The sequence below is a fragment of the Serratia sp. EC4 genome (assembly GCF_059652115.1).
This window is the reverse complement of sequence record NZ_JBNIDE010000007.1, coordinates 71,379-88,026: the sequence shown is the minus strand read 5'-3', so window position 1 is coordinate 88,026 and position 16,648 is coordinate 71,379. Positions and strand designations below refer to the sequence as shown.

Genomic DNA, 16,648 nt, shown 5'->3' with positions numbered 1-16,648 from the left:
ACCTGAGAAATGAAACTGAATAAATTAATGCTGGCAACCGTGATTGCTTTCGCTTCCGCATCTGTTGCTCATGCCGCATCTAATCAGGGCAGCGGTAAAGTCACCTTTACCGGCGAAATTATCGATGCGCCATGCAGCGTCGCGCCGGAATCCGTTGACCAAACCGTGCCGATGGGCCAGATCAGCAGCCGCATCCTGGCCAACCAGGGTAAATCCAGCATGCAGCCTTTCAACATCGAACTGAAAGATTGCTCCATCTCCACCATGAAAAACGTCAAAGTGACCTTTACCGGCACGCCTGATCCGGTCAACAACAAACTGCTGGCCCTGAGCGGCACGGCAACCGGCGCCGGCATCGTGATCTACGACAACCTGCACTCCAAAGAGGTGGAACTGGGCACCGCGACCGACGGTCAAGGCCTGAACGACGGCGACAACTCGCTGAAATTCGCCGCTTATCTGCAGGGCAGCAGCGCCTCAAGCGCCGTGGTGCCGGGCGACTTCACCAGCGTGGCGAACTTCACTCTGGCTTACCTGTAATACCCCACAGGGGATGTCTCAGGGCATCCCCCGCTTTATTGCATGCCGAGGATACCGGCAAGGGAACAGGGAAAGACAGGGAGACGCCAGCATGACTATCCGCCTTTGCGGCCTGTTGCTCATCGCGCTCAGCGTCGGCAGCGCGGCGGCGGCAGCGAAAAATCAGGGCCACGGCAAAGTCAGCCTGGGCGGCACCATCGTTGAAACGCCGTGCGGCATCGCCAGCGACAGCCTGGATCAAACCGTCGATTTTGGTCTGATTTCCATGACCGATGCCTCGCATGACGGGCAGTCGGTGCTGATCGGCAGCCGCCGCCATTTCACGATCAAACTGGTGAACTGCGAGCTGGCCAGCCAGGTGAAGCCTGACTTCATCTATCGCGCGGCCAACGTCACGTTCGACGGCACCGCCGACAGCGGGGATCCGTCCCTGCTCGGCGTTTACGGCGAGGCGAAGGGCGTGGCTATCGAGCTGTTGAACGATGCCGGCGCGCCGATCCCGCTCGGCAGCACGACGGCGGATTACCAGATCGTCGCCGGCGACAACACGCTGCGCTTTGGCGCGCAGTTGCGCCTGCATCCCGACAAGGCGCGGGCGGGCGGCTTCAGCTCTCTGGCCAAATTCACCCTGTCTTATCTCTAGCGCCGGCGGGCGCTGCACAGCATTACGTATTCAGGTCGTACGGATGACCTGCTATTGGGCGCGGACTTGCCATGAGTGATTATGCTATGACGTCATTACTGACACGGAAACACCTACCTCTCCTCGTCATTCTATCTTTCCTCTGGGTGCGTCCGGCATTTTCCGCCACGGAATTCAATACCGACGTCCTGGATATCGGCGAGCGCAGCAAAGTGGATCTTTCGCGCTTCTCCGACGCCGACTACGTCATGCCCGGCGCTTATTTGCTGGACATCAAGATCAACCAGAAAACGCTGCCCCAGCGCAGCATTCAGTATTTCCCGTCACCGGATAACAAGAGCGGCAGCCAGGTGTGCCTGCCGCCTGACCTGGTGGAAAAAATGGCGTTGAAAGAAGAAGCGGCCAAAAAAATCACCCTGTGGCACGACAACCAGTGCGCCGACATTCGCGGCATCAAAGGCGCGACCATCTCCGATCGCATCGGCGGCGGCGTGCTGGCGATCACCATCCCGCAGGCGTGGATGAAATACTCCGATCCCGACTGGACGCCGCCCGAGCAGTGGGACGACGGCATTCCCGGCCTGCTGCTGGACTACAACCTGAGCGGCCAGTTAGGCAAGCAGAGCCACAACAACAACACCGCCCAGAACCTGAGCAGCTATGGCACGCTGGGCGCCAACCTGGGCCCCTGGCGCCTGCGCGCGGACTACCAGGCCAATTACAATCAGCAGGCCGGCGATCGCAGCACCGGTTTCGACTGGAACCAGATCTACGCCTATCGCGCGCTGCCGATGCAGGCCGCCAAGCTGACGCTGGGTGAGATTTATCTCGACTCCGGGGTGTTCGACGCCTATCGCTTCACCGGCCTCAACCTGGCCAGCGACGAGCGCATGCTGCCGCCCAACCTGCAGGGTTATGCGCCGGAAGTGCGCGGCATCGCCAAGAGCAATGCCAAGATCACCGTTTCGCAGGAAGGCCGCACGCTGTACGAAACCACCGTGCCCGCCGGGCCGTTCGCCATTCAGGATCTCAACAGCTCGGTGCGCGGCAAGCTGGACGTCAAGGTGGAAGAACAGGACGGCACCGTCTCGACCTTCCAGGTGGATACCGCCACCATTCCGTACCTGACCCGCCCGGGTTACGTGCGCTACAACGTGGCGCTCGGCAAAACCTCGGCCTACGATCACCGCACCCAGGGGCCGCTGTTTTCCGCCAGCGACTTCTCCTGGGGGCTGAGCAACGCCTGGTCGCTGTATGGCGGCGCGCTGCTCGGCGGCGACTATAACGCCTGGGCGCTCGGCCTCGGCCGCGATCTGAACGTGTTCGGCGCCATGTCGCTGGACGTCACCCAGTCGATCGCTCGCCTGCCCGGCGAGCCGACCGCCAGCGGCATGTCGTTCAAGCTCAACTACGCCAAACGCTTCGACGAGCTGAACAGCCAGATTACCTTCGCCGGCTACCGCTTCTCGCAACGCAAATTCATGAACATGTCGCAGTATCTGCAGGAGCGCTACGGCGATTACGACAAGAATTACAACGGCCGTCAGAAAGAGCTGTATACCATCACCGCCAGCAAAACCTTTATGGCGGAAGACAGCGCCAGGGCGATCACCACTTATCTGACCTACTCGCACCAGACCTATTGGGACGCGCGAACCCAGGATCGTTACGGGCTGTCGACCAGCAAGTTGTTCAGCATCGGCGATATCAGCAACATCACCGCCTCGCTGTCGGCTTACCGCACCTATTACCAGGGCCGCACCGACGACAGCGTGATGATCAACTTCACCGTACCGATCGGCGATCGTCGGCGCGTCGGCTATGCGCTGCAAACCAACAACGGCGACGTCACGCAGACCGCGTCGTACAACGACTACAGCGATCCGGACAATACCTGGCAGGTCAGCGGCGGCTTTAACCAGTCCGGCAAATCGCTGGCGCGCGGGTACTACACCCACAACGCCTCGTTCGGCTCGCTGAACGCCAGCGCCTCTTACCAGCAGGACAGCTACTCGTCGATCGGCGGCTCGTTCCGCGGCGGTCTCACCGCGACCCGGCACGGTATCGCGGCGCATCAGAACTCGAGCAACGGCGGCAGCCGCATGATGCTCGACACCGACGGCATCGCCGGCGTGCCGATCAATAACGGCCGCGCCTACAGCAACCGTTTCGGGCTGGCGGTGATTTCCGACATCACCAGCTACTACAACACCGACACCCGCATCGACGTCAACAAGCTGGCGGACGACGTCGAAGCCACTCGCGCCGTGGTGCAAGGCACGCTGACCGAAGGCGCCATCGGCTACCGCCACTTCGAGGTGGTGAAAGGCAGCAAGCTGCTGGCCACCATTCGCCTCGCGGACGGCAGCGAACCGCCGTTCGGCGCCGCGGTGCTGAGCGAGAAAGGCCGCGAGGTCGCGGTGGTCAACGACGGCGGCTCGGTCTACCTGACCGGCGTACAGCCGGAGGAAAAACTGGACGTCGCCTGGGAAGGCCAACGCCGCTGCCGCATCGTGATCCCGGGCGCCGCCAAGCCGCTGGACCAGCTGCTGCTGCCGTGCGCCACCCTGTAATCCGTAACGCTGAGAAATAATGACATGAACAAACACCCGATAACGCTACTGACCGCCGCCGGCCTGGCCCTGAGCGCCGTACTGCCCACCGCCGACGCGGCGATATCGCTGGATCGCACGCGCGCCGTCTATGTGAGCGACGCCAAATCGATCAGCCTGAATATCGTCAACGAAAACAAAGAACTGCCTTTCCTGGCGCAGTCCTGGCTGGAGAACGAGCAGCATCAGAAAATCACCTCGCCGCTGGTGGTGCTGCCGCCGTTGCAGCGCGTGGAGCCGAGCGAGCGCAGCGTGGTGCGCATCACCAAGACGCCGGAGGCGGATCGCCTGCCGCAGGATCGCGAGTCGGTGTTCTACTTCAACCTGCGCGAAATTCCGCCGAAAAGCACCAAAACCAACGTGATGCAGCTGGCGCTGCAAACGCAGATCAAGCTGTTCTACCGGCCTAAGGCGATTGTCGCGCCCAAGGGTGAAGTGTGGCAGGAAAAGCTGGTGTTCCGTAAAAGCGGCGGCGCCATCACCGTCGACAACCCGACGCCGTTTTACATCACCCTGACCGGCATGACGCGGCAGACGCAAAAACAGGGCGGCGGCGCGATCGGCGGTTTTCAACCGCTGATGCTGAAGCCGAAATCCAGCGAAAGCCTCAAGCTGCACGACACCGGCATGAACAGCTTCGTCATCACCTACATCAACGACTACGGCGGCCACCCCGAGCTGCGCTTCGCCTGCAACGGCAGCGTTTGCACCGCCGTGCCCGAGAAAAAATAAGGAGGTCCAGCATGGCTGAATTCACCGATCGACTGCGCCCGCTGCTGCTCGGCGCGCTGTTGTGCGGCGGCGGCGCGCTGGCGGCCACGCCGCTGGGCGTGATCGAAGGCACCACCGGCACCGTCAGCTTTCACGGCGGCCTGCTCAGCTCTCCCTGCAGCCTGACGCCGGACAGCCGGGATCAGTCCGTCGATCTGGGCGACGTCAGCGCACGCGACTTCCGCAACGCCGGCGATCGCAGCGCGCCGGTGCGTTTTCGCCTCTCGTTCCGCAACTGCCTGCTGGGCGCGCGCGCGCTGGCGGATAATCCGGCCGGCCCGCGCAACGGCGACGCCGGCCGCCTCTACCTGCAGGGTGAACAGGCCGCCACGCTGGTGTTTCTCGGCGAAAGCGACGTCGACAACCCGTCGCTGCTGAAGCTGAACGGCGGCGTACAGGGCATCGGCCTGCGGCTGCAAGACCAGCAGGGCCAGGCGTTGGAGCTGAATCAGCGCAGCCGCCCCTACATTCTGCAACCCGGCAGCAACACCCTGTGGTTCAGCGCCAGCGTGGAATCCACCCAGCGGGCGGTGATGGCCGCCGGTTTCGCCGCCGTGGCGCACATTCAGGTGATTTACCTGTGAGGCTCGAGAACGCGATGAAAACACAACTGACCAAACTCTGCCTGCCGCTGGCGATCGCGCTGGCGGCCCCCGCCGCCTGGGCCAACGGCTACGTCACGCCGGACGGCGGCCCCAAACAGTTCTATATCGATCTGAATGAAAGCAACATCACCAACCAGGTGGGGTTCACCAAACTGTTTCCCTATGATCTGGGCGGCACCTATACCGGCAAGGTGTATTGCGATACCCCTATCCCCACCAGCCCGCACTTTTACAAGTCTGATTCGTCGTTGCCCCCCTCCGACTACGGCAACGGCTATTTAAAGCTGAATGACTTTTTGGATTTAAAAGCCGAGGTGTGGATTGCCGGCAACAAGAACGCCTACGTCACCGTGCCTTTTTACAACGAATCGAATTTGCTGAGCCAACACCGCTGCCAGCCGCCGTACTTACAGGTCAACAACTACGGCAGCGGCTCCAAAGGCAAGATCACCTTCCGGGTGCGCAAAAAAATCATTAACGGCGTTGAGATTAACGATCGGCAGATCATCGAGATGTACGGCCGCCTCGGCTCGACCGACGGCGGTTTCGGCCCCAATCCGATGGCGCAGGTGTTTATCCAGTCCGCAATCCTCTACGTGCCCGATAAATGCGTGGTGAACGAAGGCCAGTTGATCAACGTGGAGTTCGGCGAGATCGGCGGCAGCGATCTCAACGGCTCCAACTACCCGCAAAGCATTCCGGTGCGCTTCCAGTGCGAGGGCGGCAGCTTCGAGGACGGCACGCTGAATATCAAGCTGGCGGTGTCGGGCACGGCGGCCTCCTTCAGCAACGAGGTGTTCAAAACCGACAAGAACGATCTCGGCATCCGGCTGACGCACAACGGCCAGTTGGTTATCCCGAATGAGTTTTACCCGGTGCCGAACATCGGCAACGGCGGCTCCTGGAACCTGGTGGCGGCGCCGTTCGCCAACGGCGGCGCAGAGATCGGCGAAGGGGAATTCAACGCATCGGCCACCATCGTGGCGGCATTCCAGTAACCGAGGGAGGAACGGAAAATGCGTCTACGCGCTTTAGCGCTGCTGAGCTGCGCGCCCTGGTGGTTTGCCGCCATGCCGACGGCGGCGAACACCGAACTTATCGGCGCGCCGGTGCAGTTCCACGGCACCGTGGTGAGCCGCCCATGCAATATCGAACCGCAGTCCGCCGATCAGCTGGTGGAAATGGGCACGGTGATCGTCAAAACCCTGTACCGCTATGGCCACACCACGCCGGTGCCATTCAGCATCAAGCTGACCGACTGCAAGACCACGGTATTCAAATCCGTCAGCGTGACCTTCAGCGGCGCCGAAGACGGTGAGCTGCCGGGCAAGCTGGCGATCAACAACGGCGCGAACGGCGCCGCCATCGCGCTGTTCGATCATCAAGGGGCGGACATCGACCTGAATAAGGCCACCAGCGCCGTCGCGCTGCAAAACGGCCCCAACAGCCTGAACTTTACCGCCTATGTGCAGGGGCGGCCGAGCGCGATCCAGAACCAAAGCATTATCGAAGGCGAATTCACCTCCGTCGCCAATTTTGTGCTGGCGTACCAATAAGCCCCGCACCGCCCAGGGAAATCAGGAAAACGACCGGCGCGCGAACGCCGGCAATGGGCCGTCACCGTTCGCTCCGGCGCGGCGCCACGGCCTTTTAAGGAGCCACCCATGCCAGATATTCGCTTCACGCTGTTCGACAGCGATAACTTCTACCAGCAGGGGCTGCGTCTGCTGCTGCAGGATTATCTGCACTCCCTGAACGAATGCCAGCGCCTGTACCCGCAGTTCTCGCCGCTGGCGCTGCAGGCGTTGGATAACATCGAAATCGTGTTCCGCACGCCGGAAGAGCGCTGGGGCTGCGCCTGCTGTTACCAGAGCCCCTACGGCATCCCGCGCCAGCGGCAGCTGACTTTGCTGATCCTCGACGACGCGACCCAGCAACAGGTGAAAAACCTGCCGCCGCTGTTCAGCATCCACCGGCGCGATTCGGCCTACGCCATCCGCCTCAAGCTGCAGATGGCGCTGGAAAAATTTATCCAGCATCCGTGGATGGCGCTGCACGCCGCCGGCATGTGGAAATGCCAGGCCTGCCGCATCGCCGCGCTCAGCCACTGCGAAAAAAAAGTGCTGGGGTTGATGAGCAGCGGCATGTCCGCCTGCAGTATCGCCGGCCTGCTGCAGCGCAGCCAGAAAACCATCAGCGCCCATAAGCGCTCGGCGATGCGCAAGCTTAACGTACGTAAAAACAGCGAGTTGAATAAAGTGCTGCTGAATCAGCGTGGGCTAAGCTGACTGACAACGGACTCGCGAGTACCGACAGAGTGGTTTACTCTGAGTACTCATTTTCGCACTGCAAAGCGAGCCGGAATCCATGCCCAGAACAGCCAAAGTCGTTGACGTCCCCGCCCTCGGCGAGCTCGATCGCCAGGCGGGCCAGCTAAGCCACCAGCTGGCGCAGGCCCTGCGTCAGGCCATCCACCGGGGCGATCTGAAAGCGGGCGATCTGCTGCCCTCGACGCGCCGGCTGTCGGTGGCGCTGACTCTGGCGCGCGGCACGGTATTGGAGGCCTTTGCTCAACTGACGGCGGAAGGCTTTCTCGAACCGCAGCCCGGTTCCGGCACCCGAGTTGCCCACTATCAGACGCCGCGCCGCGCGCCGCACGCCACGGTGCAGGCGAGTTCGGCGGTAGCGGCTCCGCTTTCTTCACAGGCGCAGCATCTGGCGCGCTTTGCCACTCAGGCGCGAGCGCTGCCGCCGGTGCCGTTCACTGTGTCAGTGCCAATCGGCGATACCGCGCCCGACGATATCTGGCGGCGGCTCGGCAACCGCATCCGCGCCCGCGGCCCCGGCGCGCCGTCGGGCTACGGCGATCCGCTGGGCGCGCTGCCGCTGCGCGAAGCCATCTGCGACTATGTGCGCCGTTCCCGCTCGGTAAACTGCACGCCGCAGCAAATCCTCATCACCTCCGGCACCCAACAGGGACTGTATCTGGCCGCGCAGATCCTGTTGGACGCCGGCGACAGCGCCTGGGTCGAAGATCCTGCCTACGTCGGCATTACCGCCATTTTCGATAGCCTGTTTCGCGATCGGCGCATGATTAGGGTGCCCGTCGCCGACGACGGCATCGACGTCGCCGCCGGCGTGCGTCTGGCCGCCAATGCCCGCGCCGCCTTTGTCACGCCGTCGCATCAGTATCCGCTGGGCATGCCGATGAGCATGGCGAAAAGAAGCGCCCTGCTGGCTTGGGCCAGAGAGCGGCAGGCCTGGATCGTGGAAGACGATTACGACAGCGAGATGCGCTACGCCGGCCACCCGTTCCCTTCGCTGCAGGGGCTGGCGCCCGAGCGGACGCTTTATCTCGGCACCTTCAGCAAGGTGTTGTTCCCTTCGCTGCGGTTGGGTTACGCCATCGTGCCGCCGCCTCTGGTCGACGCCTTTTGCGGCGCCAGGATCCTGATGGATCGTCACCCGCCCAGCGCGGATCAATACGTGCTGGCCGCCTTTATTGCCGAAGGGTATCTCGACCGGCATATCCGAAAAATGCGCGGCGTCTACGCCGAAAAACGTCGGGTGCTGATCGAGGCGATCAACGCGTACATCCCGGCCGAGCTGGCGGTGGTGCAGCCCTGCGATCAGGGCATGCACATGGTGCTGTGGTTGAGGAAAGATCTCGACGACGTGCGTGTCGCCCGGCAGGCCAACGAAGCCGGGTTGGCGCTGCGGGCGGTGTCGCCGATGTATGCGCCCGGCCAGGGTGAGCCGGGCCTGGTGCTGGGGTTGGGCGGTTACGCCGACCGCCAGGTGCAACAGGCGGTGGAACGGCTCGGACAGGTGATCCTGGCCTGCGCCGGCAGCGGCGCCTAGCGGGAAAAACGTTTGGCGCCGAACACGCAAACCACCACGCCGGCCATCACGGCGATCATCATCGGCTGGACGGCCTCATGCAGCAGCCAGCCCGCCAGCGCCAGGCCGAAGAACGGCTGCAGCAGCTGCAACTGCCCGACGGCGGCGATGCCGCCCTGCGCCAGGCCGCGATACCAGAAAATAAACCCAATCCACATGCTGAACACCGAGACGTAAACCAGCGACAGCCAAGCGGCGCCGCTGACCACGGGCCAGGCGGCCGGTGCCGCCAGCCAGGTGGCCGCCAGCGTCAACGGCAACGCCACCACCAGCGCCCAGGAGATCACCTGCCAGCCGCCGATCCGACGCGACAGCACCGCCCCTTCGGCATAACCCAGACCGCACAGCAGCACCGCGCCGACCATCAGCGCATCCCCCTGCCAGGCGCCACCGCTCCCCTGGCTCAGCGCGAAAGCGCCCACCAGCGCGGCGCCGACGCCCGAAAAAACCCAAAAAGCGGGCTTGGGCCGCTCTCCGCCGCGCAAGACGCCAAAACCGGCGGTCGCCAGCGGCAGCAGGCCGATATACACCAGCGAATGCGCCGACGTGGTGTGCTGCAGCGTCAGCGCCGTCAGCAGCGGAAAACCGATGACTACGCCGAGCGCCACAAACAGCAGCGGCGGCCAATCGGCCCGCGTCGGCCGCGCCTGGCGGGTGATCAGCAGCGCGCACAGGGCCAGCAAGGCGGCGATCGCCGCCCTGACCGCCGTCAGAAACAGCGGATCGAGCTCCAGCACCGCCACTCGCGTGGCGGGCAGAGAACCGCTGAAGATAATCATGCCAAGAAAACCGTTCATCCAGCCCCGGGCCGAATGCCCGGCGGCGGGATGTGCAGGGGTAACAACGAGAGTTTTTTCAGACTGGCTGTCCGTCATGTGAACGCTCCGCACGCCTGAGGCATACCGAAATCGGCAACCCGCGAGGCGATGTCATAGTGAAAGAGAACATCGTTCCCCGGCGTCGCTTGCCGGGCCTGCGTTCTATTTTTCAGATAAAGCGGTTCACAGACAGGTCCAGATAGCGAGATTTTCACTGTGCCGGTTGCCAAAGTGCGCCGCTAACGCCAAAGAAGGGCGTTTTTCGGGCTGTCCTTGGCCGTTTGGCGGCTCTGCCTGCGGGGTATCATGGACTTTTATGCGTTTTTGCAGAACAGGACAAGGTGCGGCGCCGTGGTGAAACCCTTCTTACGCAGTGGCAGTTTGGATGATGTGCTGGCTTTAGGCGAAAACGGGCAATCGATCTACGCCTGCGCGCAGCAGCTGCGGGAAACCCTGCGTCTTCGCCGGCAGCAGCAGGCCGCCGACTGTCTGGCGATCCCCCAGCCGAACGAAAGCGGCACCCGCATCGACTGGTATGCGCCCTTTCCGGGCAAGGTGACCTCCTGGCTGGCGGCGAGCGACGCCCAGCGCGCGCAGGCGGTGCGCCATCTGGAACACTGCCTGACGACCTTCCGCAGCCTGACCGAACAGGCCCGGGCGACCGATCACCCCAGCCATCGCCTGTTCGGCGCGCTGCTGACCAAAGCGATGCACATTCCCGATCCCAACCACGTCTACCTGGTGGACGATCGGCCGGTGCTGACCTTTTGGGGCTTTATCAAACCGCAGGCGCAGAGCCCGGACGATCCTTTAGCCTGCCTGCGCCCTGCCGAAACGGAGGTAGAAAAACCGGCGCCGATCGCCGCCGCTCCGCGCAAACCGGCCGTTGTCGAACCGGCCAAACCGGCCGTTGTCGAACCGGCCAAACCGGCTCCGGCGGCAGAGCCTGAACCGGTGCCCGCCCCGGCGACGCCCGTCGAATCCCCTGCCGGTGTTCGCCCCCGCCGGCGTCACGCCCTCTGGCTGTTACCGGTACTGCTGCTAGGCAGCGCGGCGCTGGCCGCCTGGCTGCACCGCTCGCCGGCCCCGCAACCGGCGATGCCGGCGGAGGTGCGCCATCCGGCGCCGCCGGAAAAAACCGCCGCGCCATTGCCCAAGCTGCGCTTGCCGCTGGCGCACGCCACGCTGATGCCGCCGCCCCCGGCGCCGGCCATCCCGCAACCGCTGGACAAAAATGCGCTGGTGCTGCCGCCCGAGGCGGTGAAGGCCGGCTCCACCCGTTTCCTTAACGGCAAATGGCGCGCCACGGTGGCGCTGAAAGATCCGATCACCGGCAAGCGCCCCAGCCTGCAATACCGCCTGAACGCGGGCAAAGGCAGCGCCGTCATCGCCTACGGCGACGGCGTCACCTGCCGGGCGGCGGTCGAGGCCGGGCTGATGCAGTCCGGCAATCTGGTGATCAACAGCCGCACCAAGGCGCGCTGCAGCGACGGCAGCCGCTATCAGATCCCGGAAATCGTTTGCCGCCAGGGCGAAACCGGCGCGGCGGAGTGCACCGGCCGCTACGATGCGGACACCACCTATCCCATGACGTTCAAGCGCGAGAGTAAATGATGCTGGCCCCCCTAACTGACTACAAACACGGCATTACGCTGATTCAGGACAGCGGCATTCAGTTTCTGGACTTTGCCCTGACGCCGCGACTGGACGCCGAGTTTCCCGGCAAATTCGTGCGCAAGACCGCCAGCGGCCCGCTGCTGCGCCTGCAATGGGAGGCCGAGAGCGGCAAATACCAGTTGCCGGCCGTGGGCGACCAGGCCGCCGAAGTGGTGCGGCCGGAGTTCAGCTATCCGCTGCAGCAGTCGCTGCACCTGCTGGATAAGCTCTGGCTGCCGCTGCCCTTCTTGCGCCACACCCCGGCGGGCCTGTTTTTGTCGGGCCCGGACAACTGGGCGCGCCTGCAGGTGGTGCAGCTGGATGAACCGGATCAGGACGGCAACCTGCTGCGGGTGGCGCTGGCCTTCGACACCCGCGCCGCCGCGCCCGGCCAGGAAGCATTGGCGCCAAGCGAGAGCGATCTCGGCGCCGGCCTCAGCTTTGCGCTGGCGCACCGCAACCACGAGCTGGGCGAGTTCCTCGATCTGACCTGGGTGGACGGCTGGCTGCGCGAGGCGTTCAGCCAGCGCGCCGCCGAACGGGAACAGCGCGCCGAGGCGGAGATCAACGCCGGGCTGAAAACCTTCGAGTATCAGGCGCACTACCTCAACCTGTTGCACATGCTCGGCCATCAGTTGACGGTGCCGCAGATAAAAATGGCGGCGGCGACGCTGCAACAGCCGGCGATCGACGTCGATCTGGTGCTGGACGTCGGCAATTCTCACACCTGCGGCGTGCTGGTCGAGGACCATCCGGAAGAGAGCAACGGTCTGAAGCAAACCTATGAGCTGCAGCTGCGCTCGCTGTCCGAACCGCACTGCGTCTACAACGAACTGTTCGAGAGCCGGGTGGAGTTTTCTCGGGCCTCGTTCGGCAAGCCGCATCTGTCCTTCCAGAGTGGACGCGACGACGCCTTCCAATGGCCGTCCATCACCCGCGTCGGCCGTGAAGCCGCGCAATTGGCGCAGCGACGCGAAGGGCATGAAGGCACCACCGGCATCTCCAGCCCACGGCGCTATCTGTGGGACGAGGAGCGCTATGCGCCCGGCTGGCGCTTCAACGAGCGGCACGAGCCGATGGCCGCCGCCGCGCCGTTGACCACCTTGATCAACGACGAGGGCGTGCCGCTGTCCGCCCTGCCGACGTCCCAACGGCTGCCGGTATTCGCCGCCCATTACAGCCGCAGCGCGGTGATGAGCCTGATGCTGAGCGAGCTGCTGGCGCAGGCGCTGATGCAGATCAACAGCATCGCACAGCGCAGCCGCATGCCGAACGCCGCCGCGCCGCGCCGTTTGCGCGCCATCATTCTGACGCTGCCTTCGGCGATGCCGAAGCCGGAGCGCGAGATTTTCCGCCGCCGCATGCAGGAGGCGATCGGGCTGGTGTGGAAGGCCCTCGGCTGGCACCCGCAGGATGCGCCGTTCGACGGCGCGCGCACCCGCTTCCCGGCGCCGCAGGTGCAGATGGAGTGGGACGAGGCCACCTGCGGCCAGATGGTCTATCTGTACAACGAAACCCAGGTGAACTTCGCCGGCCGCACCGACGCCTTTTTCGCCGCCATGGCCCGGCCCGACCGGCCGCTGGCGCCAAGCGAACAAGCAGGCAAAACGCTGCGCATCGCTTCCATCGACATCGGCGGCGGCACCACCGATCTGGCGATCACGCACTACTCGCTCGACGACGGCGTGGGCAACAACATCAAAATCAACCCGCGCCTGCTGTTCCGCGAGGGCTTTAAGGTCGCCGGCGACGACATCCTGCTGGACATCATCCAGCAATTTGTTCTGCCCGCCGTGCAACAGGCGTTCGAAGCCGCCGGCGTGAGCGCCGCCGCGGCGCTGATGGACAAACTGTTCGGCAACGAAGGACGCATGGACGGGCTTTCCACCCTGCGTCAGCAGGCCGCGCTGCAGATCTTCATGCCCGCCGGACGCGCGCTGCTCGGCGCCTATGAAGAATACGATCCGCTGGACAGCCGGGCGGAAATCGCCGCCAGCCTGGGCGATCTGCTGCCGCAGCCGCCGACGCCGCAGGTGCTGGCGTTTATCAACGGCGAAGTGCAGCGCGAAGCTGACAGCAACGCCTTCGATATCCTGCACACCCCGCTGGTGATCCGCCTGGCCGATCTGCACGCCGCCTTCTTGTCCGATCGCATCGGCATCGGCCGCTGCCTGCGCCTGCTGGCTGAGGTGGTGGCGCTGTACACCTGCGACGTGCTGCTGCTGACCGGCCGCCCGGCGCGCTTCCCCGGCGTGCAGGCGCTGCTGCGCCACCTGCAGCCGCTGCCCGCCAGCCGCATTCTGCCGCTGGAGGGGTATCACACCCGCAGCTGGTACCCGTTCAACAAACGCGGCCGCATCGACAACCCAAAATCCACCGCCGCCGTAGGCGCCATGCTGTGCCTGCTGGCAATCGACCTGCGGCTGGAGAGCTTTTACTTCAACGTCGGGGATTTCCAGCCCTACTCCACCATTCGCTATCTGGGCATGCTGGACGGCAACAACATGCTGGCGGACGATAACGTCTATTACCGCGACATCGATCTGGATCGCGCCGATTTCGCGCTCGATCCCGCCGGCAGCTTCCAGCTGCGCGGCCCGCTGCGCCTGGGCTTCCGCCAGTTGGACAACGAACGTTGGCCGGCCTCGCCGCTCTATACGCTGACCATCAATGACGCCCAGTTGGCGCGTAAGCTGGCCGGTGACGCGGTGATCAGCCTGCGGCTGGCCATCACCGCCAGTGCCGAACAGGGCGCCGAAAGCGTCAAGATCGCGCAGGCGGTGCTGGCCGACGGCAGTGCCGTCCCGGCGCACCATCTGCAACTGAAACTCAATACCCTGGCTGCCAGCGCCTCCGGCGCGACCCACTACTGGATAGACAGCGGGAGCATTTACCCACGATGAAAGCGACTACCACCGTCCAATCAGCCCCAAATAACGCGCTCAGCGCCGGCATTCTGCAGGCGATCGACTGGGTGGACGCCGCGCGCCGGCAGTCCGCCCGTTTGGAACAGGAGGCGGATCGCCTGACGCTGCGCCTGCGCCGTTGCCATAATCGCGCCGTCCAGTTGGAAAACACCCAGCCTGCGCAGGTCGCCATCGGTTTGTATGGCCACAACGCCGCCGCCAAGGCCCACCTGCTGGCGGCGCTGGCCCCTGGCGCAAAGCGCTTCAGCGCGGACCTTTCGCTCGCGGTGCGCTACTGCACGGCGGCCGAGGCGGGGCCCGCCGAGTATCAGATCGCCCTCGCCCTGCTCAATGAAGCGCAGTGGCTGGCCATCACGCTCGATGCCGCCGCGATGGGCGGCTTCCGGCTGGACTGGGACGCCCGCGCGATCGCCGGCCATCTGCAAACGTTGGCACGCCACCGCCAAGCCGTCGCCCCCGACGGCCTCAGCGACAGCGATGTGCTGGCGCTGTGGGATAGCCAACGCCGCCACGGCGACAAGGGGCAACAGACGCTGGACAGGCATTTCTGGCCGCAGGCCGTGGCGCTGGCGCCGCAGCTGAGCATCGACGATCGCGCGCGCCTGTTTGCGCCGCTGTGGGGAGAGGAAACGACGCTGACGACGCATTATCGCCAGCTGGCACATACGCTGCATGCCCTCGGTGACAGCCGGCGGGTTCATGCCCCGCGCCGCGCCTTGACGCTGCTGACCGCGAGCGCCGCACCGGAAAACACGGCAATCGTCGTGATGGCCGAACACGGCGGTGAACGGGAGATCGCGCTGAGCGATCTGGCCTGGCTGACCGCCGAAGTGACCACCGGTCTGCCGCAGACGGCGCAGGCGGGCCTGCCCGCCGACGTGGCGCTGATCGACCTGCCCGGCAGCCGCGCCCGCCCGCAGGCGGAGCCGGCGCAGCGGTTGCAACAGGCGAAACGCGCCCATTTGCTGACCCGCTGCGCGGACGGCCTGCACGCCAACCTGCTGCTGGTGACCGATGCCGCCGCCGCGCCGCAGGACGCCGCGCGCATCGGCCAGGCGCTCGCCGGTTGGGTCGACCACACTCAGGGGGAAACCCCGGCGCTGCGCCAACGCCGCAAACCCGGTTTAATCTGGGCAATCACGCCGTTCGACCCACGCCAGGAAGGCAAACCGCGCCCTGACGACGCCGTTCAGCGTCAGGTCGGCGAACCCGGTGACAGCTGGGCCACGCTGCTGGCGCTGGATGAGCAGGATTGCCGCCGCATGGTGAACTACCTGGCCGCACAGGCGCGCCCGGCCCACAAGCAAGCGCGCCTGCTCGAGCTGCGCGAAGAGTTGCAGCGCGAGCTGACGGACAGCCTGCTCGGCAACTGGCTCACCGCCGCCGATCCGTACGCGACCCAGCAACGCGCCCAACAGCTGCTGCGCGCGCTGCAGGCGCAGGCCGGCCGCCACGGCGAACTGCTGGAACGACTGTTGCCCCAGCGCGATACGCTGCGCCAGCTTTACCAGCAACAGCAGCACGCCGCGCCGACCCCGGCGACGCCTGCGCCGTTCGGGCTCGACATCGATCTGTTCGGCGCACCGGAAACGCCGGCCTCCGGCGAGCCCCCCGCGTCACCCTTTGCCGCGCGGGTATTCGCGGATTGGATCAACCATCTGCGCAGCCTGCCGGACAACCGCCGGTTGCTGGATCTGCTCGGTGTCGACAAACCGCATCTCGAACTGCTGGTCGATGCGTTGATCGGCGCCGCCTGCCGCCAGCGGCTCGACGACGAACTGAAGCGAGCGCTGTGCGCCGGCGGCCTGCCGGAACAGGGAGAAGATCGGCAGATCAGCCAGGCGCTGGCGCTACTGGGCGACTTCGTCGCCTGGCTCGGCTTCCAGCGGCGCGATGCGGCAACGCGCCCCGAGAGCCGCGTCAATCCCGGCCAGCCGATCTTTACCCCGCCGCCGCAGCCGGCGGTGGACTGGAGCGGCCAGCAGCGGCTCACCCGGCTGGCGCCGACGCCAACCAAAAATACCGCGTTTTATATCTATGACTGGCTGATCGGCCTGCAGACCCTGCTGGCGGAAAATGCCGCGCAGGCGCAGCCCGCGCTGGCAGACGAGCAGCGCGGCGCACTGACGGCGATCGTCGCCGCCCTACGCGCTGTGCCGTAGCGGGCGCAAGCCGG

13 protein-coding genes are annotated in these 16,648 nt (G+C 64.8%); 12 read left to right on the top strand and 1 reads right to left on the bottom strand.

The genetic code is table 11. The features are described from left to right. Window positions 1-9: 9 nt before the first annotated feature. The 9 genes from ACP39K_RS18515 (at window position 10) to pdxR (ending at window position 9,032) form a co-directional block, all read left to right on the top strand. Complete coding sequence (locus ACP39K_RS18515; RefSeq protein ID WP_015379342.1) at window positions 10-540, top strand: fimbrial protein; 531 nt, start codon at window positions 10-12, stop codon at window positions 538-540. Between the two features lie 91 nt (window positions 541-631). Beyond that, complete coding sequence (locus ACP39K_RS18510; protein WP_060445003.1) at window positions 632-1,183, top strand: fimbrial protein; 552 nt, start codon at window positions 632-634, stop codon at window positions 1,181-1,183. Between the two features lie 86 nt (window positions 1,184-1,269). After that, entirely contained in the window at window positions 1,270-3,756 is a 2,487-nt protein-coding gene (locus ACP39K_RS18505) for a fimbria/pilus outer membrane usher protein (RefSeq protein WP_042706109.1), read from the top strand. Between the two features lie 24 nt (window positions 3,757-3,780). Then, window positions 3,781-4,527 carry a fimbrial biogenesis chaperone gene (locus tag ACP39K_RS18500; protein WP_016930416.1) on the top strand — a complete coding sequence of 249 codons (747 nt, stop codon included), beginning with the start codon at window positions 3,781-3,783 and terminating at the stop codon, window positions 4,525-4,527. An 11-nt stretch (window positions 4,528-4,538) separates the two neighbouring features. Further along, window positions 4,539-5,150, top strand: a complete 612-nt coding sequence (locus ACP39K_RS18495) for a fimbrial protein (protein ID WP_004930909.1) — start codon at window positions 4,539-4,541, stop codon at window positions 5,148-5,150. 14 nt (window positions 5,151-5,164) lie between these two features. Beyond that, the gene (locus tag ACP39K_RS18490; RefSeq protein ID WP_016930417.1) at window positions 5,165-6,169 is read left to right on the top strand and encodes a fimbrial protein; all 1,005 of its coding nucleotides are present in this window, start codon (window positions 5,165-5,167) and stop codon (window positions 6,167-6,169) included. Between the two features lie 18 nt (window positions 6,170-6,187). Then, window positions 6,188-6,727 (top strand): fimbrial protein, encoded by a 540-nt coding sequence (locus ACP39K_RS18485; RefSeq protein ID WP_497008750.1) that lies wholly within the window; start codon window positions 6,188-6,190, stop codon window positions 6,725-6,727. A 108-nt stretch (window positions 6,728-6,835) separates the two neighbouring features. Next, window positions 6,836-7,459, top strand: a complete 624-nt coding sequence (locus tag ACP39K_RS18480) for a LuxR C-terminal-related transcriptional regulator (protein WP_016930419.1) — start codon at window positions 6,836-6,838, stop codon at window positions 7,457-7,459. 79 nt (window positions 7,460-7,538) lie between these two features. Beyond that, entirely contained in the window at window positions 7,539-9,032 is a 1,494-nt protein-coding gene (gene pdxR, locus ACP39K_RS18475; RefSeq protein ID WP_497008749.1) for a MocR-like pyridoxine biosynthesis transcription factor PdxR, read from the top strand. Here the strand turns inward: pdxR and ACP39K_RS18470 are convergent. After that, entirely contained in the window at window positions 9,029-9,868 is an 840-nt protein-coding gene (locus ACP39K_RS18470) for a DMT family transporter (protein ID WP_497008748.1), read from the bottom strand. The genes pdxR and ACP39K_RS18470 overlap by 4 nt on opposite strands. Window positions 9,869-10,240: 372 nt before the next feature. Here ACP39K_RS18470 and ACP39K_RS18465 point away from each other — a divergent pair, with 372 nt between their 5' ends. The 3 genes from ACP39K_RS18465 to ACP39K_RS18455 are packed head-to-tail and all read left to right on the top strand — an operon-like array spanning window position 10,241 to window position 16,634. Then, window positions 10,241-11,503 carry an SrfA family protein gene (locus ACP39K_RS18465; protein ID WP_497008747.1) on the top strand — a complete coding sequence of 421 codons (1,263 nt, stop codon included), beginning with the start codon at window positions 10,241-10,243 and terminating at the stop codon, window positions 11,501-11,503. Next, window positions 11,503-14,448, top strand: a complete 2,946-nt coding sequence (locus ACP39K_RS18460) for a virulence factor SrfB (RefSeq protein ID WP_497008763.1) — start codon at window positions 11,503-11,505, stop codon at window positions 14,446-14,448. The genes ACP39K_RS18465 and ACP39K_RS18460 overlap by 1 nt, the downstream gene beginning before the upstream one ends. Continuing rightward, the gene (locus ACP39K_RS18455) at window positions 14,445-16,634 is read left to right on the top strand and encodes a virulence factor SrfC family protein (RefSeq protein WP_497008746.1); all 2,190 of its coding nucleotides are present in this window, start codon (window positions 14,445-14,447) and stop codon (window positions 16,632-16,634) included. The genes ACP39K_RS18460 and ACP39K_RS18455 overlap by 4 nt, the downstream gene beginning before the upstream one ends. Window positions 16,635-16,648 lie beyond the last annotated feature (14 nt).